We start from the raw sequence: 22,581 nt of genomic DNA on the forward strand, positions 1-22,581 counted from the left end.
TTTAATCCATTTCAAATTTTTTTGAGCTTTAATTCCTATGGGGCAGCATTTAGATTCAGCAGGTCAAGTGGAAGGGACTACCCTTAGTCAAGTCCTCCAAACGCTTCGAGAAGAGGAAAATGTCGATATTCTATTGCAGATCAGCTTATCCTATCTCCAGGCGAAATACAACTATCGTTTAATTTGGGTGGGCTTATATGATCGCCTCGATCATCAATTAGTCGGTAAAGGGGGAATTAGCCAAGAAGAGGAAAGTAGCTTTCTCAAAAAACGCTTTCCCCTCAAAGCCGGAGACTTACTCGAACAAGTCGTGATTCAATTGCGCCCGATGATCATCGCCGACTTACAAACCGAAACCCGGGCGGGGGACTGGTGCAAATTTGCCAAAACCTATAATATTCGCTCAACCCTGTTTTATCCCCTCCGACATAAAGATCGCTGCTTGGGGTTAGTGTTGCTGGGGTCAAGTCAGTGGGGGCGAACCCCAGAATCTAACGAAACAGAAGAACTTTCCATCGTTTTAGGCGGATTAGCAACTGCACTCAATCATATCGAAACCGAATGGCAACGTCAGCAAAGCAAACATCCAAGTTCATCCATTCTCAAGTTATTGTCTGAGTTTCGCAGTTTTGCGCGTTTGGATCACTATCTCGAAGCCGTCGTCAAAGAAAGTCATCGATTTATTCAACCCGCCCGCACCAATATCTACTGGTATCATCAAGACGGACATTATTTTTGGCGGCGTAGCAGTAACCTCAAAAAAACACCAGAACCCGTGATTACCCGCGCGGCTTCAGGAATTAACGTCCAGGATTTGACCGAGTTTTATCAGGCGTTAGCCTCCGATCAACTGGTGGTGATTGGTCAATCTCACAGTACCCTCAAAGCCGAGATGACGCAACGTTTAATGCGGCGAATGCGAGTGAGGTCATTATTAGCCGCACCGATTATTTTTAACCATGAACTTTTAGGATTTTTAGCACTAGAAGGGAAACATCCTCGGATCTGGCAAACAGGCGATAAAACCTTTGTGCGAGGAATGGCTCAACTTTTAGGCGTGATTGCACCGCTAACCAACATGAACGACACGATCCAGGAAATTCAGCAAGATCGCGCCTTAACCGCAGAAATTACCCGTGCTATTGTCAGCGATCAAGACTGGCAAATGCTGTTAACAACCACCGTCAAACGTCTCTGCGATCGTCTCAATACAGACTATTGTTTCATCCTGCAAAAACAACCCACACAGCAACAATTTGAGGTTCTCTATCAAAACCCGCTTTCTCATCATCGTTTGCTGACGACTCCTCTAGCTTCCCTAACTCCCAGCGATCAAGATCAACTTGAGGAAACCGGAGTGATCAGCCTTGAACAGTGGGATTTTTATTCCACTCTGTCCGCTTGGAATGAACCGTTAAGCGAAATTGGAGTTAAAAGTGTTTTGTTAGGCTTGATGAGCCAGCATCCCGCCTTAAACATGACAACCGACAGCCATTGCCTATTGGTGATCGGACATATCAATCCTCGCACCTGGACGCAAGCCGAACAAGAGTTAGTCAAAATCGTCGCTCAACAATTGGGTTTAATCTTGCATCAGTGGCAGCTTGATCATCAAGTAGAGGTTCAGCAGCGACTCGGTGAGATGATCACAACAGGTTGGCAAATTGTCCAGCAAACCGATCAAGTTCATGAGTTGGAACGTTGCTTTACCGAAGAAATTTCTCAAGCTTTGTCCAGTCCTTTAGTGCTTCTTGTCACTTGGACAGAAAGCCAAAAACAAGGTCAAATCATCCAGCGTTACGAACACCAACAGCCCATCAGACTGGATACGGATATTACGATAGACATTGATCGCGATCTTTTAATTCAACAAACCTTGCTAACAGAGGGAGTTTATCATCAAGACATCAACGATCTACCCATTTCAACCCGCCAATGGCTTAACCCTCAAGATGATAGTGATCAAATTTGGGCGATCGCATTACGAACACACCCTGATCATCAATCGACAGGCATTTTAATTCTAGCCGATCCCTATCTTCAACCCGAATCGGAACAAACCTTTCAGCTTTTAGAAGGGTTGGTGAGTCAACTGGCTTGGATGCGGCGTTATCTGAGAGTGGTTTCCACACTCTACCAGGAACGAGAAGAACTCCAATGGCTCAACTGGTACAAACAACGTCGTTTAGAAGAACTCTATCGGGTGGTGGGCAGTCGAGTCAAACAACTGCATGAATTGAAGCAATCACCCTTTCTCACCGTTGAGGAAAACAAACATCAATTAACAAATTTACGCTATCAACAGCTTTTACGCCAAATTAGTCAGACTCTCGCTTCTACCTCATCATTACTCAAACGGGAACAGTGGCAACTGCATAACCGACAAGATTTAGTTGTTGTTTCAAGCTTACTGCGGCGGATGAGCGAGCGCCTTCAACCCTTGATGATCCATCGCCAGCTTTTACTAGAAATTCAGCAACAGAGAAACTTAACCTTAATTGCAGATAGTGTCAAACTGGAACTGGTTTTGTATGAACTGTTGTTGATCGCTTGTTATCGATCGCCATCAAAGGGAGTCATTAAGATTACCGTTCAACCTTTAGATGAACAAAAACTCGAATTAGTGATTAGTGATCGGGGTATTGTTAATCCTCAACTGATTCGGGATTTAGAGGCGGGTACCTCTGCTGATGTGTTGAAACCTTCTAGCTTAGACCGTCCACCCGGTCAACATTTGATGATTGTAGCGCGTATTATTGAACAGATGGGAGGTCAGTTTCAACTGCAACAACTCGATAGCGGTGAAATGAGCAGTCGTTTGATTTTGCCTGTGAATTTTTCCTAGATCAAGATTTTTTCAAGAATATTGCTGAAAAGGTAAAGATTTTGTAAAGTTAACTGTTCTTTATGGGATGTCTGGGATTTCTATCAATCAGAGGAAAACTCAATCCTCAGCCAATTTTCAGAATATTGACTCAAAAATTGCGAGAATTCAATCTTGGCTCTAGATGTTTGATCGGCAAACGCTGACGACTATTGTATGGGGATCGGTGATCCGCATAGCTCTTTAGTTGAATTTTACTCGAAAATTGATTCATTATTTGGCAATATTCTGACAAACTATTAATAATTTAGGAATAGTCTCAAATCGAGAGCGAGTCAGTCCAATGGTTTTCAATTGGTTTCGTCGTCAGTTTGACACGAGCGGAGCAACATCCAAATCGGCAGAAGCCGAAAGTCCATCTGAGGAAGGCCAAGCCGAACCTCAACCGTCTGAGTCGGAACAATCTCAAGCAACAACAGCAACTCAAGCCGCATCCGCCGATGATTATCTGCAATGGGCAAAAGCAGCTTACCAAAATCTGCAAACCCAACAGAAACAACAGTCACAGGTGCAAGATGCGACTCAGCAACCCGATGACGAGTTAGACTCTCAAGCCATTCCCTCAGCCTCAGAAGATATCTTGACTTCTGTTGAAGAAGCTGAAGTGGAAGCGGTGGCTGAACCTGCAACTTTAATTGAACCCGAAATCGAAGCCGGGGAAGTCGAGGAAGTCGAGGAAGCTTCCGAGGTAGAGGAAGTCGAGGAAACGCCCCTAACCTCCGCCCCATTACCCATCTGGGCGCAATCTCAAGCCGAACGTCAAGCCCGAATAGAACGTTTAAAAGAAACCGCCCAAGAAGAACCCTCACCCGTGACAACGGCAACGGCACCTGTTCAAGCTGAACAGTCAGCGATGACATTTGATGAGATGTTTATCTGGTCGGCGGAAGTTCTGGCCAATCAGGGTCGTCGTCCCGAAGATGTAACTCTTGAAGAAATTACCTGGCTGCAAAAACTCTGGCGAGGGTTGGGACGTACCCGCCGCAGTTTACTCAACCAACTCAAAGCGATTGTTGGCCAAGGGCCACTGAATCAGGAGGCTGTCGATGAAATCGAATCCTTGCTCTTACAAGCTGATGTGGGTGTAGAAGCAACCGATAGCATTGTCGCCACGCTCCAAAATAAAATTCGCCAGGAGGTTCTGCCCCCCGAACAAGCGATCGCCTACCTCAAGCAAATTCTTCGAGAACTTCTCGAACGTCCCTATCAAAATGGCTACAGTCCAGGATTTGCTCCTTCCAAGGAGGCTTTAAATATTTGGCTAATTACAGGGGTCAATGGTGCAGGTAAAACCACAACAATCGGTAAACTGAGTCACATTGCCAAAAAATCTGACTATAATTGCTTGATTGCCGCAGCAGATACATTCCGAGCCGCCGCCGTTGAACAGGTGAAAATCTGGGGTGAACGGAGTGGGGTGGAAATCATTGCCAATCCCGGCAAAAATACCGATCCAGCCGCCGTTGTCTTTGATGCGATCGAAGCAGCCCGTGCCAGAAACGCCGAATTGCTCTTGGTTGATACCGCCGGACGTCTGCAAAACAAAAAAAACTTGATGGAGGAACTCAGTAAAATTCGTCGGGTGATTGCCAAAAAAGCACCAGATGCTATCGTAGAATCCCTACTCGTTTTAGACGCAACTCTCGGTCAAAATGGTCTGCGTCAGGCAGAAGTTTTCGCAGAAGCAGCTCAACTCAGTGGTGTCGTCTTGACCAAGTTAGATGGAACGGCTAAAGGGGGTATTGCTCTAGCCATTGTCCAGCAGTTGGGTTTGCCCATTCGTTTTATTGGAGTTGGGGAAAGTATCGAAGACCTAAGACCTTTTTCCAGTTATGAGTTTATTGAAGCTTTACTGAGTGGCTAAATCCCATTCATTGTTTGATCATTGGAATTAAATGCTAGAGAATGGCGCTGTCCGTCCTGTTCAAACGTTAATGGACGTGACGAAAATGCCTCTCTAAATATTAAAAGAGTCTGGGCATCGACTCTTGGGTTAGATGGTGTAAGACAGGGTTTCCCTGCAACTGTTGTTTGAGCCTAGAATCCCCCATTTTAAAACGGGGGAGTGTGTCAAAAAAATACAGCTTTCCACAGATTCAGAAATCTTCAAGCGATCCATTGATGATCTTCTCTAGCTCTGGAGTAATCGGCCCAACCCAGACTGTCAGTATGTCCCATATTTTTCTAACCCTTTATCTGAACCAGATATGACTGCTCTGCCCCTCCCACAGCATTCTGATCGCTCAACTGAGTCCTTTACCAGTTCATCAACACCAACGGATATTAGCCCCGTTAGGACGTTGAAAGAACTGGTCGCTCGTTTGCATCGAGAACAACAGAATGTTAATGAGTTATTAAGTTCTTTGGGATTTGCTCTACGGAGTTTTAAAAATCTTAACCAATTTCTAGAACTCACTCCCCTCGTTGCAAGTCGTGTTACCGATGCCGATGGCGGCGCCCTCGTTTTGTTTAAACCGAACGGCCAAGTGCGTTTTCAACGGCTTCATTGTCAAGAAGGCCGTCAGTGTCACGATATTCGTCAAGCCCTAGAAACCGCAACTCGTCAAGTCAGCGTCCAGCCCCTCAATTCAGTGGATCGGATGCCCAAAAATATGCTCAAATCCTATATTGCTAATCTGGATTACCAAGTCAGCAACTTTTTAGGGACAGAGGTGCAGGTGTTCGGTACAGCGATTCTCGTCAATAATACCGAACGAGGACGGCTATACGTGTTTAGCCATGACCCGAACTATCATTGGACACCGACACGCCAGAAATTGATGCGTTTAGTCGCCGATCAAACCGCAGTTGCGATCGCCAATGATGAACTGGCCGTTTCTCTACGGGAAAAAGAACGCCTCGATCGCGAGTTGGAGATAGGCGCCGAAATTCAAGTCCGTCTATTACCCCGTAAATGTCCGAAAATTCCCGGCGTCGATGTCGCTGCCCACTGTCAAACCGCTAACCGAGTCGGTGGCGATTACTATGACTTTATTCCCTCTAATTTCGATCAACGGGACAGTCGCTCTACTCAGGCCGGGGCTGCTAATCCTCAAGCAACAGATGAAAATTGGAGTATTGTCATCGGCGATGTCATGGGAAAAGGTGTTCCGGCTGGGTTAATTATGACCATGACCAGGGGAATGTTACGCGCGGAAGTCCTCAACCGCCACACCCCTGCTAAAATTCTCCAACACCTCAATCGCGTCATGTACGCTGATTTGGAAACCTCTAATCGCTTTGTGACTCTGTTTTATTCAGAGTACGATCCAGCAACTCGTATCCTGTCTTACAGCAATGCGGCTCATCATCCGCCATTGTTATGGCAAGCGGCTACTCGTTCCATTCAACAACTCGATACTTTGGGAATGTTGATTGGTTTAGATGCCGATACTCGTTATTCGGAGGCAGAAGTTCAACTGAACCCTGGAGATATCATTGTCTATTACACCGATGGACTGACGGATGCAGCCAATAACAAAGGTGAACGCTTTGATGAGGAAAACTTACAAGCGGCTTTTGAGTGGGCTTGCCAAAATTACCAGGGATCGCAAGCGATTTTGGATTATATTTTTGAGCAGGTTCAACAATTTGTCGGCCCCGGTAGTCACAATGTTGATGATATGACCTTAGTTGTCATGCAGATTCAACCGTTGCCAAAGGATAATGACGATGATGCTTCTTAATGTAGGATTTGATGGGACGACATCGGTGAATACTCTTTCTCACCTGTTATGCCAATCCTCATCAAACTGCACCCTGATCGCTCAACAAAGCGATTTAGATCTGTTGGTAAACGTCCAAAAAGTCTGGAATAATTTGATTCAAACTGGACAGCTTTGGGCGTTTTTGATCGGTGTCGGTGTCGGGTGGTGGATTCGGAGTGTTTTACCTTAAATAAAAGGGGAAAACTCTAGCTTTTCTGTCACCCTGAGCCTGATTAATTCTTAATTCTTATTTCTTATTTCTGATGACCAATCCAAAAACATGGAGTGATCGGTTTAAAACCGCTTTGCATCCGGCGATCGCGACTTTCAATGCAAGTATTGGCTTTGATATTGAACTGATCGAGTATGATCTCACAGGTTCAATTGCTCATGCGAAAATGTTGGCAAAAACCGGGATTATTTCCCCCGATGAAGGTGAAAAACTCGTTGCAGGTTTAGAACAAATTCGCCAAGAATACCGTCAGGGAAACTTTCATCCCGGAGTAGAAGCCGAAGACATTCATTTCGCGGTTGAACGTCGTTTAACGGAAATTACCGGAGATGTCGGTAAAAAACTCCACACGGGACGTTCTCGCAATGATCAAGTCGGCACCGATACTCGCCTCTATCTGCGAGATCAAATTCAACAAATTCGCACTCAACTTCTAGACTTTCAACGGGTTTTACTCGATCTGGCGGAAGTTCACGTTGAAACGCCTATCCCCGGTTATACGCACCTCCAACGCGCTCAACCTGTCAGTTTAGCCCATCACCTCTTAGCTTATGTGGAAATGACTCAACGCGACTGGGAACGCCTGGGAGATGTCTATAAACGGGTGGATATCTCCCCCCTCGGTTGTGGGGCGTTGGCGGGAACGACTTTTCCCATTGATCGCCATTACAGCGCAGAACTCTTGACATTCGGCAAAGTTTATGCTAATAGCTTAGACGGGGTTAGCGATCGCGACTGGGCGATAGAATTTCTGGCAGCAGCCAGTTTGATCATGGTTCATCTGAGCCGTTTATCAGAGGAAATGATCCTATGGGCATCTCAGGAATTTAGTTTTATTAGCCTCAAAGACAACTGTTCGACGGGTTCGAGTATCATGCCTCAAAAGAAAAACCCCGATATTCCCGAATTAGTACGCGGAAAAACAGGGCGAGTCTTTGGGCATTTGCAGGCAATGCTAGTCATAATGAAAGCGTTACCCTTGGCTTACAACAAAGACCTGCAAGAAGACAAAGAAGGCTTATTTGATAGCGTAAAAACCGTCAAAGGCAGTCTAGAAGCGATGACCATTTTGTTAAGAGAAGGCATCGAATTTAAGACTGAACGTTTAACTCAAGCCGTCAGCGAAGACTTCTCAAACGCCACCGATGTAGCTGACTATTTAGCCACAAAAGGGGTACCGTTCCGCGAAGCTTATAACTTAGTGGGAAAAGTGGTTATTACTTGTTTAGAAGCCGGAAAACTACTGAAAGATTTAACCTTAGAAGAATGGAAAAGTTTACATCCAGCGTTTGAAAATGATATCTACCATGCGATCACGCCAAAGCAAGTTATTTCAGCCCGAAATAGCTATGGAGGCACCGGGTTTGAACAAGTGAAAAAAGCCCTAAAAGCTGCACGCGATCGCTTAAATTCAGTTCAGTAGGGAACAGGGAACAGGGAACAGGGAACAGTAAATAGTGAACAGTAACCAGTGAACAGTAACCAGTAAACAGACAACAGTGACAACTAATAACTAATAACTGTAAACTGTAAAAACTGGTCACTGTAAACTGTAAACTGTAAACTGTAAAAGCTGGTCACTGTAAACTGTAAACTGTAAACTGTAAACGACTTCTATGCGAGAACTTTATCCCCCCATTGAACCTTATATTCAAGGCACCTTAAAAGTTAGCGATCTGCACACCATTTATTTTGAACAGTCGGGAAACCCAAAAGGAAAACCCGTCGTTGTTTTACATGGTGGGCCAGGAGGCGGTTGTTTACCCGAATATCGTCAATATTTCAATCCCGAAAAATGGCGTATTATTATGTTTGATCAACGAGGTTGTGGACGCAGTACCCCTCACGCTGAACTCAGAGAAAATACAACCTGGGATCTGGTTAGAGATATTGAAAAATTACGAACCTGTTTAGGTGTTGAAAAATGGGTGGTTTTTGGGGGAAGTTGGGGAAGTACCTTATCTTTAGCTTATAGTGAAACTCACCCAGAACGTTGTCAGGGTTTAATTTTACGGGGAATATTCCTATTGCGATCGCCTGAAATTCGTTGGTTTTATCAAGAAGGAGCAAGTTATATTTTCCCCGATGCTTGGGAAGAATATCTCAAACCCATTCCCCTAGAAGAACGAGATAATTTACTGCAAGCTTATTCTAAACGCCTCAATAGTGATGATCCCAATATTCGTTTAGAAGCCGCAAAAGCTTGGTCAATATGGGAAGGAAGTACCAGTAAACTATATGTTGATGCCAATTTAAAGCAAAAGTTTGGTCAAGATGAATTTGCCATAGCATTTGCTCGCATTGAATGTCATTATTTTGTGAATGGAGGCTTCTTTCAACCCGAAGATCAACTCTTAAAAAATATAGATCGAATTCGTCAAATTCCGGGAGTGATTGTTCAAGGACGTTATGATGTGGTTTGTCCGATGAAAACGGCTTGGGAACTCCATCAAGCTTGGCCAGAAGCAGAATTAATTGTCGTTCCTGATGCGGGACATTCGATGAGTGAACCCGGAATTCGTTCAGCATTAATAGAAGCAAGCGATCGCTTTGTCGAGTCCAATTAAGTTAAAGTAGCGGAACAAAAATCATCTCTTTGTGTCTTCGTGTCTTCGTGGTCTTTCTTCTTAATTATAAAGAATACAGGGCGCCCGTCTGAGTGCGCCCCTAAAAAGATTCAATCTTAACTATAGCGCGAAGCGCTAGGCAAAAGGCAAAAGGCAAAAGGCACTCTTGGGGGGAAAGTTCGGTATAGTCAGGCTTTTGGCTTTTCTTCGTGCCTGGAATTTGTAAGTATACCAGCGCGAACTGCTATACATTTAAAGGAACTCTTTCAAAATTTGTTCAAGTAACTGACTGGCTCCGATGCCACCCTTTCCTTGAATATAGGACAGAATAATCGGTACAAACTTGTTTATCATGCTGGTATTTAAGCCCAGTTTAGAAAAACCTGCGGCTAAAGTCGCCAAATTTCCAATGGATGCAGGCGCTCCCATTGCTGAGGCCAAGTCACCCAAAGCACCCATCATTCCTCCCCCTTGAGGAGCGGCTTTCAGAAGTTCACCGATACCCGGAACATATTGAGCAACTTGAGAAAACTGTTCATCTTGTAATTTTTCCTGAGCCAATTGAAAGAGGAGTCCAGCTCCTCCTTTGGCTTGCTGTTCCTGCACCCCGAGTTGACCGATCAAGATCTCAACCAGTTCCATCTTGTTTTACCAGTACGACATACAACTTTTATCATAACTGTATGAAGTTGCTCAACTAGGTTCCTCGGTTTTGAGTTTAATATCGATCCTGAGTTGTCAATGAGAGCGTCATCGCCGAGCGGACAAAACTATAACTAACATTTTGCCAACGGGGGTTACAGACTTGACCTTCTACGACATCGAAATGAACTAAAAACCAACGATCTACTAAACTCCCCCGTTCGAGTATGCGTTCAAAATACATAACTCGTTCGGGATCGATGTAGTATTTTTGACAAATTTGATCGAGTAAAATCTCAAAAGCTCGACCGATACTGATTCCCGTGTTCCAGGGTAACTCTGTAACGGTGATCACTTTACCCCCATCGGGCTTAGAATGAATGGCTACATCAGATTTACAGATGCTACCGGGCCAAAGTTCACATTTAAATAACATTGTGACAATATCCTCATATTAAACTGCAAACACAACAGAGATCATTCTCTGCTGTCTTCATTCTCTCCGAGAAAGTTTATGAAGTAAACCTTAAGATACAAAAAAATGTACACTCTGAACAGAATGAAAACTTTTAAGATTTGTTTAATCTATTGTACCAAGGAAAGATCAGCGATCGCCACAATCGTCGGGTATAAAAAAAATTGTTGAGTTTTTGTCTATGTTCATCTGGCTCAGTTGAGCAAAATTACTCATCAAAGAATAAAAAACACAAAGACACAGAGAACACAAAGGAAAAAATCTTAGTGTCTTGGTGTCTTTGTGGTTAGTTTTTATACAACAATCTCAAATCAGTTAACTTCGCAGATCAACGTTAAACTCCTTGACTAACGCCTCACGAACTTTTTGCTGTTTGGGTTCAATTTCTGCATCCGTTAACGTGCGATCGCTAGCCCGATAAACGAGGCGAAACGCTAAACTGCGTTGACCTTCAGGAACGTGTTCGCCGCGATATTCATCAAATAGTTTAATTGATTCTAGCAAATTTCCTGCCGCTTTGATCATACATTGTTCTAAGTCGGCAACTGAAACTTCCACGGGAACAAAAAATGCAATATCCCGATCAGAAGGGGGAAAAGTTGAGAAAGAACTGAATTTTCGGATTGAATTTTCCCCTTGAGTCATCGCTTCTATTAACAGCGATAAATTGAACTCAAACAGATAAACTTCTTTCGGTAATTCTCGTTTTTCTTGCAGTTGAGGATGCAGTTGACCAAAAATTCCTAAACGATTTCCGTTTAACCACAAAGACGCTGTTCTTCCAGGGTGTAATTGTTCAATTTGACTTTCTTGTTGATAATCTACTGACAAATACAACCGTTTAAAAATGGCTTCAAGGATTCCTTTGGCTTCAAACCAAGAGATCGGTTGTTCTCGTCCCCCTTGCGTCCAATGTCCTTGCATCGGATCACCTCCTATTATACCAGCAAGCGCATCTTTTTCTTTATAGATTTCGCCTTCTTTCCAGAAAACTCGCCCAATTTCAAAGCCATTTAACGGCCCATTTCCGTTTTCTAAATTGAATGCAAACGCATCAATTAATCCCGATAACATTTCGGTTCTCAAAGCGGAATATTCCACAAACAAAGGGTTAGCAATCAAAACTTGATTTTCCCCTTCTTGTTTCACTAAGGAATAGTGCATTAATTCGGTTAATCCAGCCGCTCGAAATACAGTTCGGATCTGTCGCAAGGCTAACTGATCTGCTGGCAGATAACCGGGTACACTTTGAGCGGGTAAAGTATCAGAAAAATTATCATAACCATACAGACGGGCGACTTCTTCAATGAGATCAATTTCTCGTTCTAAATCTCGCGCTCGATAAGCGGGAACTGTGACTGTCCAAGCAACCTCTTTTTCCTCAGTTTGACGCACCAAACCACATCCTAATGCTGTTAGAATTGCTTCTACTTCTTCCGGTTGTAGGAAAGATTCAACTAAGGTATTTTCACCGCGTTTGAGAGAACCTAAAATCTCATTTGTCCGACTTAAACGCAGAGAAACTTGAGAGGAAGTCACATCATCAATCAGATTACTAGCAGACTCCTGTTGCGTGGGAATACCGCCTGCGAGTTCAGTGATTAACGAAATCGCCCGACGACAAGCGAGAACTAATTCAGCCGGATTAACGCCTCGTTCAAAACGGGTAGAAGCTTCTGTTCGCAAGCCTTGGCTACGAGCCGAACGTCGAATGGCTACAGAACTAAAAACTGCCGCTTCTAACATTAAGTTCTGGGTTCCTTCATGGACTTCTGACTCCTCACCGCCCATAATTCCAGCCAGGGCGACGGGTTGATCATTCGCTGTAATTACTAGGGTTTCGTCTTTCAATGAGCGAGTTTGACTGTCTAAGGTTTTCAGGGATTCGCCCGATTTTCCAAAACGGACTCCCATTGTTAAGTGATCAGAAGCGGTCATCTTTTGTAGCCGATCGCGATCAAAAGCGTGAAGCGGTTGTCCCCATTCCAACAGAATATAATTCGTAATATCGACCACATTATTAATCGGTCGAACACCCGCCGCTTGTAAACGCTGTTTCAGCCATTGGGGAGAAGGGGCGATTTGAATTCCTTCGATGATCGTACCTGTATAAATAGAACAGGCTTGAGGTTCGCTAATATTAACGCTTAATTCTCTAGCGGCTTTTTCAGCTTTGATCAAAACGCCTGCGGCTTCAGGAATGCGTAAAGGTGCAGCCGTTAAAGCAGCGATTTCTCGAGCAATTCCCACCATGCTTAAACCATCGGCTCGGTTAGCAGTAGCGGTGACATCTAAGATCACATCATCTAAACCGAGTAAAGGTCTAACATCACTGCCCAGTTCAGGGTTTTCCAGATTGAAAGAGTGAATTCCTGGGGATTCTTTTTCTAACCCTAATTCCGATAAAGAACAGATCATTCCCTCAGAAGGAACGCCCCGCAGTTTGGTTTTTTTCAGTTTGAGATCAACTTTGGGTAAATAAGTCCCAATTGTGGCTACAGCGACAATTAAATCAGTCTTGGCATTGGGTGCGCCACAGACTATATTTAAGGGTTCAGCAGCACCAATATCAACTTGACAGACTCTCAGTTTGTCCGCATTGGGGTGTTGAGTGGCTTCTAGAATTTTGCCCAAAACAACTCCCGACGCCCAACTGCTGCGATCTTCGATGTCTTCGACTTCAAAGCCAGCTACAGTTAGAGTTTCGGCTAACTGTTCGGGAGTCATGTTAATATCTACTAATTCTCGCAGCCAATTTAGAGAGATACGCATTCTTTTATCAGGGGTTCAGTGTTCGTACTTAGGAGGTTTTCAGACCTAGCAGCAGGTCTATCGTCAAAATGGACTGATCAACTCTGCTATCGGTGTTTAGCTTGAGTTCAGGCGGTTTGATTGTCCAGTTCTCATCATAGAGGAAAGCGGAAAGTTCAGCACCTAGTGAAAATTGGGCTGACTGCGTTAAAATTTCAGGAATTTCTTATTGATCTGGTGAATAATAGTAATAGGGGGAAACTATCTATTGACAGGATATTGCTGCCATTGCTGGCTGTCATTATACAAAGCAAGTAAAGTTCAACCCATTGTCGGTCATAATCAGTGTCTCAAATTCCGAATGATTCTGGGTGAATGGCTGTATTGTCTATCTCCGCTAAACTTGAAGTTGAAGCATTCTCAAAGACTATGAGTTACTGTATCAATCCAGATTGTCCCCATCCTGAAAACCCGGAGGATGCCTCACAATGTCAGGCCTGTCGGTCAAAATTGGTCTTGCAAAATCGCTATCATGTGATGAAACCTCTGGGTAAGGGTGGGTTTGGAGCAACGTTTTTAGCTGAGGACTTGTCTTTGCCCGGTTCTCCCAAATGTGTCGTTAAACAACTCCGTCCGGCGGCAAAATCCTCTAAAATATTGGAGATGGCACGCCAGCTTTTCCAACGGGAAGCGAAAACCTTGGGCAAAATTGGCGATCATCCTCAAATTCCCCGACTACTTGATTATTTTTCAGGTAAACAGCAATTTTATTTAGTTCAAGAATACGTTGAAGGCTGTAATTTAAAAGAAGAAGTTCAGCAATTGGGTTTATATACAGAAGAAGAGATTAAAGCGTTTTTACGGGAAATCCTGCCGATTCTCAGCTATATTCACTCCAATGAAGTCATTCACCGCGATATTAAACCGGCTAATATTTTAAGGCGCGTTCAAGATCGGCGATTAGTTTTGATTGATTTTGGAGCGGTTAAAGATGAAGTCAAACAGGTGACGGAATTTGGAACCGGACAGACGGCGTTTACTAATTTTGCGATCGGGACATCTGGTTTTGCACCGCCTGAACAGATGGCTCTGCGCCCGGTTTATGCCAGTGATATTTATGCGGTGGGGATGACTTGTGTTTATCTAATGACCGGAAAATCTCCAAGTTCTCTCGATCATAATCCCATGACGGGGGAAGTGTTATGGCGATCGCTGATTTCGGTGAGTGATTCGTTTGCCTATATTTTACAAAAAATGTTGGAGATGTCTGTTTATCAACGTTACCAGTCCGCCGAAGACGTTTTAGGTGCGTTGGATCATGAAACAGAGTTTTACACCGATTTTTCTCATGGACTGGCGGTTCAGCCTGCACCTCGCGCCCCGGAAGCACCGACTCAATTAGAGGCCGCCGACGATCAAACGACCGTCTACAATGATGATGAGCATACTGCATTGCGACCGTTCGCGGCTCAGGCTCAACAGATTCGAGAACAAAAAGCACGTCGTCTGAAAAAAGACTATACTCAACTCGGAGAAAACTTTGCTTCTGTAGATGCGGGTTTGAGCGCGACTCAGGGCGCTCCAACTGTAAGTCTGTTTACCTCAGCAGCTCATACTCGGGCTAGAAATAACTCAAATCGTTGGGATGAAACAAGCTTACGCAATGCTTATGCTAGAGGTGAGCGCTATTTTACCGATTGTGATCTCCAGGGTTTAGACTTGCGAAACGAAAAGTTTTCCGGTGCTTATTTTACCGAATCTCGCTTACAACAGACCAATTTTCAAAATGCCGATTTATCCAAAGTTGATTTGAGTCGAGCATCCCTCAGCGATGCCATTTTCAAAGATGCTAATTTAACTCATGCTCGTTTCAGTTATGCCAACTTAGAAAATGCCGATTTACGCGGTGCAAATCTCACCTACGCCAATTTGAGCTATGCTAACCTGCGAGGTGTTAATCTCTGTGGAGCTAACCTAACTCATGCTTTAGTGTCTGACCAACAACTGGCTTTCGCTAAAACAAACTGGCGTACTGTTTTACCCAAGGGAAAGCGGAAATTTGGGTTATAAACTAAATCCCGTTCTGATTTCCCCAATATTCAAGGGTGTTCTGCTTAATCAAGATCTTCTGAATTCTCGTCGAGAGAGGGCGAGGAATCCTCTTCTAAGTGAGTCTTCTTAGCCGGAATAACTCTAGCCGGAACACCGACTGCTGTTGCTCCTGGCGGAATATCACAGATGACAACAGCATTTGCCCCAATTTTAGCATGATCTCCAACCTTTGCTTTCTTCAGAATTTTAGCACCTGCTCCGATGTCCACATGGCCCCCAATTTGAACATCTCGCGTAATTGTAACTTGTTGTAAAATTAGACAATTAGGGCCGATAGAAGCTTGAGGATGAATCACAATTCCGTTGGGATGAGTAATCACCAATCCGCCCCCTAGCTGACAGTTTAAGGGAATATCTGCACCGGATACAGCACTCCAAAATCGATGCTCAAGGGTGTGTATATTCTTGAACAACTTAGCGACAATATCCCCGCGTTTTTGCACTTTTTGGTATTGACGAATTGACTTGAGAAGTTGTTTACCAGGAGACCACCAACGCTCCATTTTTTCTCGATTCCAATCGGGATCTGTTGCCGAAATTACAGGCTTTCTTTTTTCAGACATTTGGGCAGATTCTAGAGAATTTTCCATACTTTAATTAATACATTAACAGTCTTCTAATGTAGCTCATGTTAATGCAATTCATACAGTTTACTGGGAAATTCTGCTATGTTTTGTATTCGACTAATGTTCGCCGACGACCCAGTAATCGATTAATATGAAATTGCATCTGGCCTTGAAGTTGCGGAAATTTACCCAGGACACAGGATACCGCGTAGAGAGCAGAGTCCCGGCTAGAATAACCCCGTTGTTGGGTATAATATTTATAAATTCGGTAGGTCAGAACTGGATAGCCGACCAGGAACAATAGACTGAATTCATGGGTCGGAAAAGCGAGTGCCAATGTCAACAGAGGAATAAACAACCCCCATAACCAAATACTCTGGCTTTCTTTCACCCAATGTCGTTGGGGAGATTGACCATGTATCCAAGCGCCTTCTGCGTAGGCATGACCCGCTCTGAGCATCCGTTTCCACCACTGATTCCAACGGCTCATCTGAGCATCATGGAGGGTCATTTCGGCATCTAGGCGAAGAATTTTCCAGTCCTGTTGACGTAGCCGCACACAGAGTTCCGGTTCCTCTCCGGCAATAATAGAATCATTAAATCCCCCGACTTGTTCAAAGGCTTTGACTCGCATCATCGAGTCACCCCCACAGGCTTCAGCTTCCCCAACCGGAGTATTCCATTCAATATCACACAACTGATTGTAAACTGTGGATTCAGGGAAACGTTCTCGGCGGCGTCCACAAACCACCCCAACATCAGATTTGTCTACAAGTTCTTGTAGAGCCTTTTCCAGCCAACCGTCAACAACTTCACAGTCACCATCAACAAATTGGACAAATTCAATCTGAGGGTGAGTTTGTCGGAGATGAATAAATCCGGCATTGCGAGCGCGAGCGGCAGTAAAGGGAATTGAAAGGTCAAGTTCGATCACCTCAACGCCTAGCGATCGCGCCATATCTACGCTACCATCTGTTGAACCGGAATCGACGTAAACGATACAATCTACTTTCCCTAGCCCGGAAAGTAGACATTGACGCAAGCGTTGACCTTCATTGCGTCCGATAGCAATTAGTCCGACTTGATTCAATCTATTCACTAATTATTATTGACTTGAGGAGGTTAACAAGTTAACAGGTTGCACCATTAAGTATTAGGTTAGCATACTCTCTCTAATCTTCAAGAAATTTTCAGGAGAAATTTTGGGGCTTTAGCAAATTAGAAGTCCTATTGCTTTGAACCTCATGGGATTTTAAAGATCTTGTAAGTTGGAGATTGAGTTATGGACGTTCTCTGAAGAACTAGAGTATAATCAACACGTGCATCTTATCAAAACACAGACTCACCATTGAAGTGGTGGAAATACAGAAGTCTTGACTTCTGTAACCCGTCAATTGTGAATGTTCAACCGTTGTGCAGAAAGGGTTGCTTGCTCAAAGAAGCTTGGGTCTACTTCTAGTTATTGACAAAAGTTTTAACTATCCATCTGGTGAACTTCAGAAAGACTGGGGAAAGGGTGATCGAAGTCTTGGGATATTGACCCCCTAGAAGCCAGGAAGCAGAGGCGTCCCTGGAATTGTCGAGAGCCTGAATTTAGAAGGTTATGCCGAGGGCTTCTTGGTGAAATGCCTGTCTGACCGGGTGCTGCTGACAGTCCGGGGTGATGCAGCGCAAAGTCCGATCTCGGCGGAAACCGCTCGAGAAGGAACTTTGCAAGACAGGAAGTAAACATTAACACGGTTTGTACCGCGTTATATCAGTTTTATAAAGCAGTTAAAAGCTCTGGTAAAAATTGACTGAGAAGCTTCTGTACAGAAGCGCAATCCTGAATTAACTGAGGCTGATTTTATGCAAAACTCGAAGAATCCTGTTATTGCTATTGGATTAGATTCTGCTCAACCTCCTTTACTCGAAGAGTGGATGTCTAAGGGATATTTAAAAAATCTAAGCCGTTTACGTGAGCAAGGCATCTATAGCCGTTTACAGAACTTCAAAGACTCTAACGTTGAAACAGCTTGGACAACTTTTTCCACAGGTTGTCGTCCTGAAAAAACCGGGTATTGGGCAGCAATGGGGTTTCGCGAAGGGACTTATGAGACCGAAACTCGTGCCGCTTACGACTACAAAGAATATCTTCCTTTCACCGCTTTGGGAGAAGATTACCGAGTGATCACCTTTGATGTTCCCCAACTGCGACTCAACCCTCAAACCCAGGGCTTGCAAATCGGAGCTTGGGGGGCTCACTCTCCTCAAATTCCCAGTGACTCTATACCAGAATCCCTCTACCAAGAGATCATTGACAAGCATGGCCCCCATCCGGGTCTTCACAAGGATTATGCGGTTTGCCTCGATGTGAAAACCACCATGCAACTTGAAGAAAGATTTCTCACCGGGATTGAACGGCGATCGGCAATTTGTCAAGATTTGCTCCAGCGTAAGCCTTGGGATTTATTCTTAACCGTATTCAGTGAATCTCATGGTGGTGGTCACGTCTTCTGGCATCTCAGCCAACCCGACCATCCCCTCTATGAAAAACTGCGACCCCAGGTGTCCCACGACCCTCTGTTAGCGGTTTACCAAGCGATGGATAAAGCGATTGGTGAGATCTTAACCCAGGCTCCAGAAAATGCTCATGTGGTGATTTTCTCAGGTCATGGTACTGGGGCGGCAGTGATTGACTTACCAAGTTTTATTTTCTTACCTGAGTTTCTCTATCGCTACAGTTTCCCTGGGAAATGCGGGATTGGCGATGGCAAAACCTCTGAACCCTTACCGCCACCGATTACCAAGATGAAGTGGAACTACTGGGAACGGCATTTGTGGGGTGAGAAGTCCGATCCTAACCCAATTCGCCGCTTCCTCAGACGAGAAACACCCACTCGGATTTTTAAGCTGATTGAGCCTTATATTGATGCTCGGGGCGAATTTGATTTAATTTCTCCGTTCCAACTCAAACGTCAGGGAGAAACCGTTGTTCCTTGGAACCCGGCTCAGTGGTACAAACCGCTCTGGCCGAAGATGAAAGCTTTTGCGATTCCCAGTTTTGCTGAGGGTTATGTACGGATTAACCTCAAAGGTCGTGAACCCAACGGAATTGTCGATCCTACGGAGTACGATGCGGTTTGTGACGAACTCTGTGAGAAGCTTTACGCCCTCAAAGATGCTCGCAAGGGTATTCCAATGGTCAGTCATATCGTTCGCACCCGCAAAAACGCCGCCGATCGCAATCCCAAATTACCCGATCCCGACTTGATTGTGGTTTGGCAAGAAGAATATGCAACTGATGTGATAGAAAGTCCAGAATACGGTCGTTTTGGCCCATTCCCTCCCTATCGCGCCGCCAGCCATCGGGCTGAAGGGTTTATCTTAGCGACAGGCCCCGATATTGCACCTGGGTCTACCTTATCTTCCGGTCATGCTCTGGATTTAGCCCCTTCTATTCTAGATTTAATGGGCGCACCCATCCCAGAACATATGGAGGGTAAACCCTTGCCTTTGCGAACGAATCAACCGGTTGTTACGGCTTAATTGAGCGATCGCGACATTCGTCAATTTCAGTAACCCCGTAATTTGTGTTTATGATCAACAGCGATAGAGGTTAGTCCAGGGCTAATACTATCGCTCTTTGCGTTTAGGGGTTTTTGGCGATCGCGCTGTTCTTCACCGTTCAACGCCCCATGATATTTTCCACCTAAACGAGATCGGAAAAGTTGGCTTCTGATTAATAAAATGGTAACAGTGAACAGAGTCACGCAACTGCTAAAATACAACCGCTACGTTCAGGCAGATTTAACGTTAAGTTTTCTCCTTCCCAAGAGAGTTCAGCATGACCATATAAAACTTTTTCAGGACGAGATTTGAGGGAACCTGCTTGCATCGTTATATTAACAGATTGAGTGGCACTATTAACGACAACAATCACTTCTTCATCCTCGAAAATCCGAGCAAACCCATAAACTAAACCTTCAGCAAACAAGATTTGATAACCGCCGATTTTTAAAGCCCGATATTGATGACGAAGAGCAATTAATTGTTTATGATAATTCAGCGTGTGTTCATCCCACGCCTTTTGAAAAGGAAATCCTCGCCGACTGTCTGGATCAAGTTCTCCGGCTAAACCCACTTCATCTCCATAATAAATGCTCGGCGCACCGGGAAATGTCAGTAATAATAAAGTCGCGAGTTCTACACTAGCTTTATCTCCATTAGCAACAGAGAGTAAACGAGCAGTATCATGGCTATCGAGTAGGTTCAATTGGGTGAGTTGAATTTCCCAAGGATAAAGGTTTAACAACTCGTTAATTTTGACCGCATATTCAGCCGCAGAAAGCGCTGGATAGGGATAATAAGAAAGCCCTTCTACTAAATCCATTCGGACTCGTTCTCCGGCTGTAAACGCAATTGTGGGTGCTGTAAATAAATAATTCATCACACCGTCAAATTGGGTTCCATCCAACCAAGGACGAGAGTCTATCCATACTTCCCCGACAATATAAGCTTCCGGGTTAACGGCTTTGACTCGTTGACGAAATTCTTGCCAAAAACCCGGAGTTTTGATTTCAAAGGGAACATCTAGCCGCCAACCATCAATGCCAAATTCCAGCCAATATTCTGCAATCCGCATGATATATTCTCGCACTTCGGGATTATCATGGTTAAATGCAGGTAAAGCCCGATTTCCTGCCCAACCAACATAATTTGCAGGTTGGCTGCCATCATAGGGCGATAAAGGCCAGCCTTCGATTTTAAACCAATTTAACCAAGGAGAATAAGGACCGTTTTCTAAGATATCGTTAAAGAAGAAAAAACCGCGACTAGCGTGGTTAAAGACTCCATCTAAGACTATTTTAATATGGCGTTCGTGAGCCGCATCAAGGAGTGCTTTGAGCGCTTTATTTCCGCCTAAAATTGGGTCAACTTGATAGTAGTCGTGAGTATGATAACGGTGATTGCAAGCTGACTGAAAAATCGGTGTAAAGTAGATGGCATTAATGCCGAGATCTTGGATATAATCTAATTTTTCGATAACAGCCCACAAGTCACCGCCTTTGTAGCCCTGGACAGTGGGGGGTGTATCCCATTCTTCCCAGTTGGGCATCATTAGAAATTCAGAGCGGGATTTTTCACTTTTGGCAAAACGATCAGGGAATATTTGGTAGAATACGGCCTGTTTAACCCAATCTGGAGTTTGAATATTCATTAATCACCTTGATAATTTTCAGTTTTTATGGTAATCGAGGAAGCGGCTATTCCCACGAGTAACTGTGTAACCATTCTTCTAGAAGTATACTAATCTCAGCGATCGCTTCTGAGGTTAAATCTCCGCCTAAAGTGTTTTGTTTCCATTGGGCGAGGGCTTTGAGGAGGGCTTCTCTGGCTTTGCTGAGGCGCCTGGAAACAGTATATTGCTGGATCTCCAGTTGTTGGGCGATTTGCTGCTGGGTTAACTCTTGAGCGTAGTAAAGTTGCAGAATTTGTAAAACGTCAGGCTTGAGGCGTTCGAGAGCGTCCGTTAGAATTTGCTTGAGTTGGGTTTGTTGGGTTTGTCGATCTTGGGCTTCTTCTTGGGCGATTAATTCCGCTAACATGGGCTGACTGGGATCGGGGATGTCCTCAACAATTTCTCGCGTTTCTCCCTCTGCTTTGGGCATATTCAAGGAACTGACAGCCGGATAAAGATAGAGTCTGGCCCATTTTGCTGATTGAGTCAGCAAACGTTCGAGAGTGGCGGGAGAACCGGATGGGATGTGTTGCGATAATTGCGTTTGTTTGTGTTGATTATACAGTTGGGCGATCGCTTCCCAGGTTGCCGGATCAGGTTTCGTCAGTTGACGGCTTCCAGTGGCTTGAGCGGGGACATAGAGGGTTTTGAAGCAAGTCCAAGCCAAAATATACTCTTCTAGTTGATTTTCAGAGCTAATTCCGGCGTTTTGTAGAGATTCTCGCAGTCGCTTCTGACTAAGTTTTCGTAAGAGCGCCCAGTCGCTACAAATATCGGTTTCTCGGCGTTGGCGAAGAATATCGCGAATGATTGACTTAAAAGCAACGCTGGCGTAATCTTTGAGCGTTGAACCGCGATCAGGGTTAAATCCATTGAGAATGCGTTCAGCTTGGGTGAGGGCGATTTGAAATAAATCAGCGATACTCAAATTCATCCCGGCAAAGCCGGCTTTCACCGTTTTACGAGCGCTCCAATAGCAAGCTTCTTGCAGGTAAGCCAGTAAATGGGCTTGGGCGGTTGAGGATGCCGTTTGCCACTGTTTATGCCAGTAATGCACCCAAAACTTTTCTGATCCGGGAGATTGGGGCTGTGTCTTTAGACAGCGATCCATACTGCGACGCAGTTTAGGGTCAGTCACCCAACTGTTAAAATAATCCTCTGTAAACTGTACGAACGTGGAAAAAGTCTCAATCAAGCCTTGACGAGGACGCATGAATCCATCCATTTCGGGGGTTTGAAAAGATGTACAACTGGATTTTTCCTCAAACAAGGAGCCAGATGCACGCTAGAACGCTAGCTCTATTCATTTTAGCGAGGGTTTTAGCTATCTTTCTATCCTAACGGTCTATCTAGAAAAAATCTGACATTCAATCGGTATCAGGTTTAACTTCAACCTTTTGAGTAAGATGTCAGGAATGGAGGAG

General features: G+C 44.5%; 17 protein-coding genes. 9 read left to right on the plus strand and 8 right to left on the minus strand.

The genetic code is table 11. From position 1 onward, the window contains the following. The first annotated feature begins 37 nt into the window (after window positions 1-37). The 7 genes from VB836_RS26225 (at window position 38) to pip (ending at window position 9,390) form a co-directional block, all read left to right on the plus strand. Window positions 38-2,845, plus strand: coding sequence for a GAF domain-containing protein (locus VB836_RS26225; RefSeq protein WP_323223941.1), 2,808 nt, complete (start codon window positions 38-40; stop codon window positions 2,843-2,845). A gap of 322 nt (window positions 2,846-3,167) precedes the next feature. After that, window positions 3,168-4,748: a signal recognition particle-docking protein FtsY gene (gene ftsY / locus VB836_RS26230; RefSeq protein WP_323223943.1), complete on the plus strand. Its 1,581-nt coding sequence runs from the start codon at window positions 3,168-3,170 to the stop codon at window positions 4,746-4,748. Between the two features lie 21 nt (window positions 4,749-4,769). After that, complete coding sequence (locus VB836_RS30530; protein ID WP_323223945.1) at window positions 4,770-4,919, plus strand: zinc ribbon domain-containing protein; 150 nt, start codon at window positions 4,770-4,772, stop codon at window positions 4,917-4,919. 172 nt (window positions 4,920-5,091) lie between these two features. Then, window positions 5,092-6,570, plus strand: coding sequence for a GAF domain-containing SpoIIE family protein phosphatase (locus tag VB836_RS26240; RefSeq protein ID WP_323223947.1), 1,479 nt, complete (start codon window positions 5,092-5,094; stop codon window positions 6,568-6,570). After that, the gene (locus VB836_RS26245) at window positions 6,557-6,781 is read left to right on the plus strand and encodes a hypothetical protein (protein ID WP_323223949.1); all 225 of its coding nucleotides are present in this window, start codon (window positions 6,557-6,559) and stop codon (window positions 6,779-6,781) included. The genes VB836_RS26240 and VB836_RS26245 overlap by 14 nt, the downstream gene beginning before the upstream one ends. Before the next feature lie 73 nt (window positions 6,782-6,854). Next, window positions 6,855-8,246 carry an argininosuccinate lyase gene (gene argH, locus VB836_RS26250; protein WP_323223951.1) on the plus strand — a complete coding sequence of 464 codons (1,392 nt, stop codon included), beginning with the start codon at window positions 6,855-6,857 and terminating at the stop codon, window positions 8,244-8,246. Between the two features lie 193 nt (window positions 8,247-8,439). Next, window positions 8,440-9,390, plus strand: coding sequence for a prolyl aminopeptidase (pip, locus tag VB836_RS26255; RefSeq protein WP_323223953.1), 951 nt, complete (start codon window positions 8,440-8,442; stop codon window positions 9,388-9,390). Window positions 9,391-9,642: 252 nt separating this feature from the next. On the opposite strand, the gene VB836_RS26260 is transcribed toward pip, so the two are convergent. From VB836_RS26260 to pheT, 3 genes are all read right to left on the minus strand, one after another. Then, window positions 9,643-10,032: a DUF2780 domain-containing protein gene (locus VB836_RS26260; RefSeq protein ID WP_323223955.1), complete on the minus strand. Its 390-nt coding sequence runs from the start codon at window positions 10,030-10,032 to the stop codon at window positions 9,643-9,645. Window positions 10,033-10,108: 76 nt separating this feature from the next. Then, window positions 10,109-10,468 carry a hypothetical protein gene (locus tag VB836_RS26265; protein WP_323223956.1) on the minus strand — a complete coding sequence of 120 codons (360 nt, stop codon included), beginning with the start codon at window positions 10,466-10,468 and terminating at the stop codon, window positions 10,109-10,111. Between the two features lie 354 nt (window positions 10,469-10,822). Next, the gene (gene pheT, locus VB836_RS26270; RefSeq protein ID WP_323223958.1) at window positions 10,823-13,279 is read right to left on the minus strand and encodes a phenylalanine--tRNA ligase subunit beta; all 2,457 of its coding nucleotides are present in this window, start codon (window positions 13,277-13,279) and stop codon (window positions 10,823-10,825) included. A 408-nt stretch (window positions 13,280-13,687) separates the two neighbouring features. Here pheT and VB836_RS26275 point away from each other — a divergent pair, with 408 nt between their 5' ends. Next, entirely contained in the window at window positions 13,688-15,328 is a 1,641-nt protein-coding gene (locus VB836_RS26275) for a serine/threonine-protein kinase (RefSeq protein ID WP_323223959.1), read from the plus strand. A 44-nt stretch (window positions 15,329-15,372) separates the two neighbouring features. Here the strand turns inward: VB836_RS26275 and VB836_RS26280 are convergent, their stop codons facing one another. After that, window positions 15,373-15,960: a serine acetyltransferase gene (locus VB836_RS26280; RefSeq protein WP_323223961.1), complete on the minus strand. Its 588-nt coding sequence runs from the start codon at window positions 15,958-15,960 to the stop codon at window positions 15,373-15,375. Between the two features lie 76 nt (window positions 15,961-16,036). Continuing rightward, the gene (locus VB836_RS26285; protein WP_323223996.1) at window positions 16,037-17,026 is read right to left on the minus strand and encodes a glycosyltransferase; all 990 of its coding nucleotides are present in this window, start codon (window positions 17,024-17,026) and stop codon (window positions 16,037-16,039) included. A 758-nt stretch (window positions 17,027-17,784) separates the two neighbouring features. Here VB836_RS26285 and VB836_RS26290 point away from each other — a divergent pair. Continuing rightward, on the plus strand, window positions 17,785-19,464 hold the full coding sequence (locus tag VB836_RS26290) for an alkaline phosphatase family protein (protein WP_046281034.1): 1,680 nt from the start codon (window positions 17,785-17,787) through the stop codon (window positions 19,462-19,464). Window positions 19,465-19,490: 26 nt separating this feature from the next. Here the strand turns inward: VB836_RS26290 and VB836_RS26295 are convergent, their stop codons facing one another. Genes VB836_RS26295 through VB836_RS26305 form a run of 3 tightly spaced genes read right to left on the minus strand, consistent with a single transcriptional unit; the run spans window position 19,491 to window position 22,382 of the window. After that, the gene (locus VB836_RS26295; RefSeq protein WP_323223964.1) at window positions 19,491-19,688 is read right to left on the minus strand and encodes a hypothetical protein; all 198 of its coding nucleotides are present in this window, start codon (window positions 19,686-19,688) and stop codon (window positions 19,491-19,493) included. Further along, entirely contained in the window at window positions 19,685-21,136 is a 1,452-nt protein-coding gene (locus VB836_RS26300; protein WP_323223966.1) for a glycoside hydrolase family 13 protein, read from the minus strand. Before VB836_RS26300 ends, VB836_RS26295 begins: the two co-directional genes overlap by 4 nt. Window positions 21,137-21,182: 46 nt before the next feature. Then, on the minus strand, window positions 21,183-22,382 hold the full coding sequence (locus VB836_RS26305) for a sigma-70 family RNA polymerase sigma factor (RefSeq protein WP_323223968.1): 1,200 nt from the start codon (window positions 22,380-22,382) through the stop codon (window positions 21,183-21,185). Between the last annotated feature and the right edge of the window lie 199 nt (window positions 22,383-22,581).

Source organism: Limnoraphis robusta BA-68 BA1 (genome assembly GCF_034932365.1).
Classification (GTDB): Bacteria; Cyanobacteriota; Cyanobacteriia; order Cyanobacteriales; family Microcoleaceae; genus Capilliphycus; species Capilliphycus robustus.

What these genes read in the sequence shown, in the direction of transcription:
- VB836_RS26290 (WP_046281034.1), top strand. Translation starts at nt 17,785, where the DNA reads ATGCAAAACTCGAAGAATCCTGTTATTGCTATTGGATTAGATTCTGCT.
- VB836_RS26280 (WP_323223961.1), bottom strand. Translation starts at nt 15,960, where the DNA reads ATGGAAAATTCTCTAGAATCTGCCCAAATGTCTGAAAAAAGAAAGCCT.
- pip (WP_323223953.1), top strand. Translation starts at nt 8,440, where the DNA reads ATGCGAGAACTTTATCCCCCCATTGAACCTTATATTCAAGGCACCTTA.
- argH (WP_323223951.1), top strand. Translation starts at nt 6,855, where the DNA reads ATGACCAATCCAAAAACATGGAGTGATCGGTTTAAAACCGCTTTGCAT.
- VB836_RS26245 (WP_323223949.1), top strand. Translation starts at nt 6,557, where the DNA reads ATGATGCTTCTTAATGTAGGATTTGATGGGACGACATCGGTGAATACT.
- VB836_RS26300 (WP_323223966.1), bottom strand. Translation starts at nt 21,136, where the DNA reads ATGAATATTCAAACTCCAGATTGGGTTAAACAGGCCGTATTCTACCAA.
- ftsY (WP_323223943.1), top strand. Translation starts at nt 3,168, where the DNA reads ATGGTTTTCAATTGGTTTCGTCGTCAGTTTGACACGAGCGGAGCAACA.
- VB836_RS26240 (WP_323223947.1), top strand. Translation starts at nt 5,092, where the DNA reads ATGACTGCTCTGCCCCTCCCACAGCATTCTGATCGCTCAACTGAGTCC.
- VB836_RS26265 (WP_323223956.1), bottom strand. Translation starts at nt 10,468, where the DNA reads ATGTTATTTAAATGTGAACTTTGGCCCGGTAGCATCTGTAAATCTGAT.
- VB836_RS26275 (WP_323223959.1), top strand. Translation starts at nt 13,688, where the DNA reads ATGAGTTACTGTATCAATCCAGATTGTCCCCATCCTGAAAACCCGGAG.
- VB836_RS26305 (WP_323223968.1), bottom strand. Translation starts at nt 22,382, where the DNA reads ATGGATGGATTCATGCGTCCTCGTCAAGGCTTGATTGAGACTTTTTCC.
- pheT (WP_323223958.1), bottom strand. Translation starts at nt 13,279, where the DNA reads ATGCGTATCTCTCTAAATTGGCTGCGAGAATTAGTAGATATTAACATG.
- VB836_RS26225 (WP_323223941.1), top strand. Translation starts at nt 38, where the DNA reads ATGGGGCAGCATTTAGATTCAGCAGGTCAAGTGGAAGGGACTACCCTT.
- VB836_RS26260 (WP_323223955.1), bottom strand. Translation starts at nt 10,032, where the DNA reads ATGGAACTGGTTGAGATCTTGATCGGTCAACTCGGGGTGCAGGAACAG.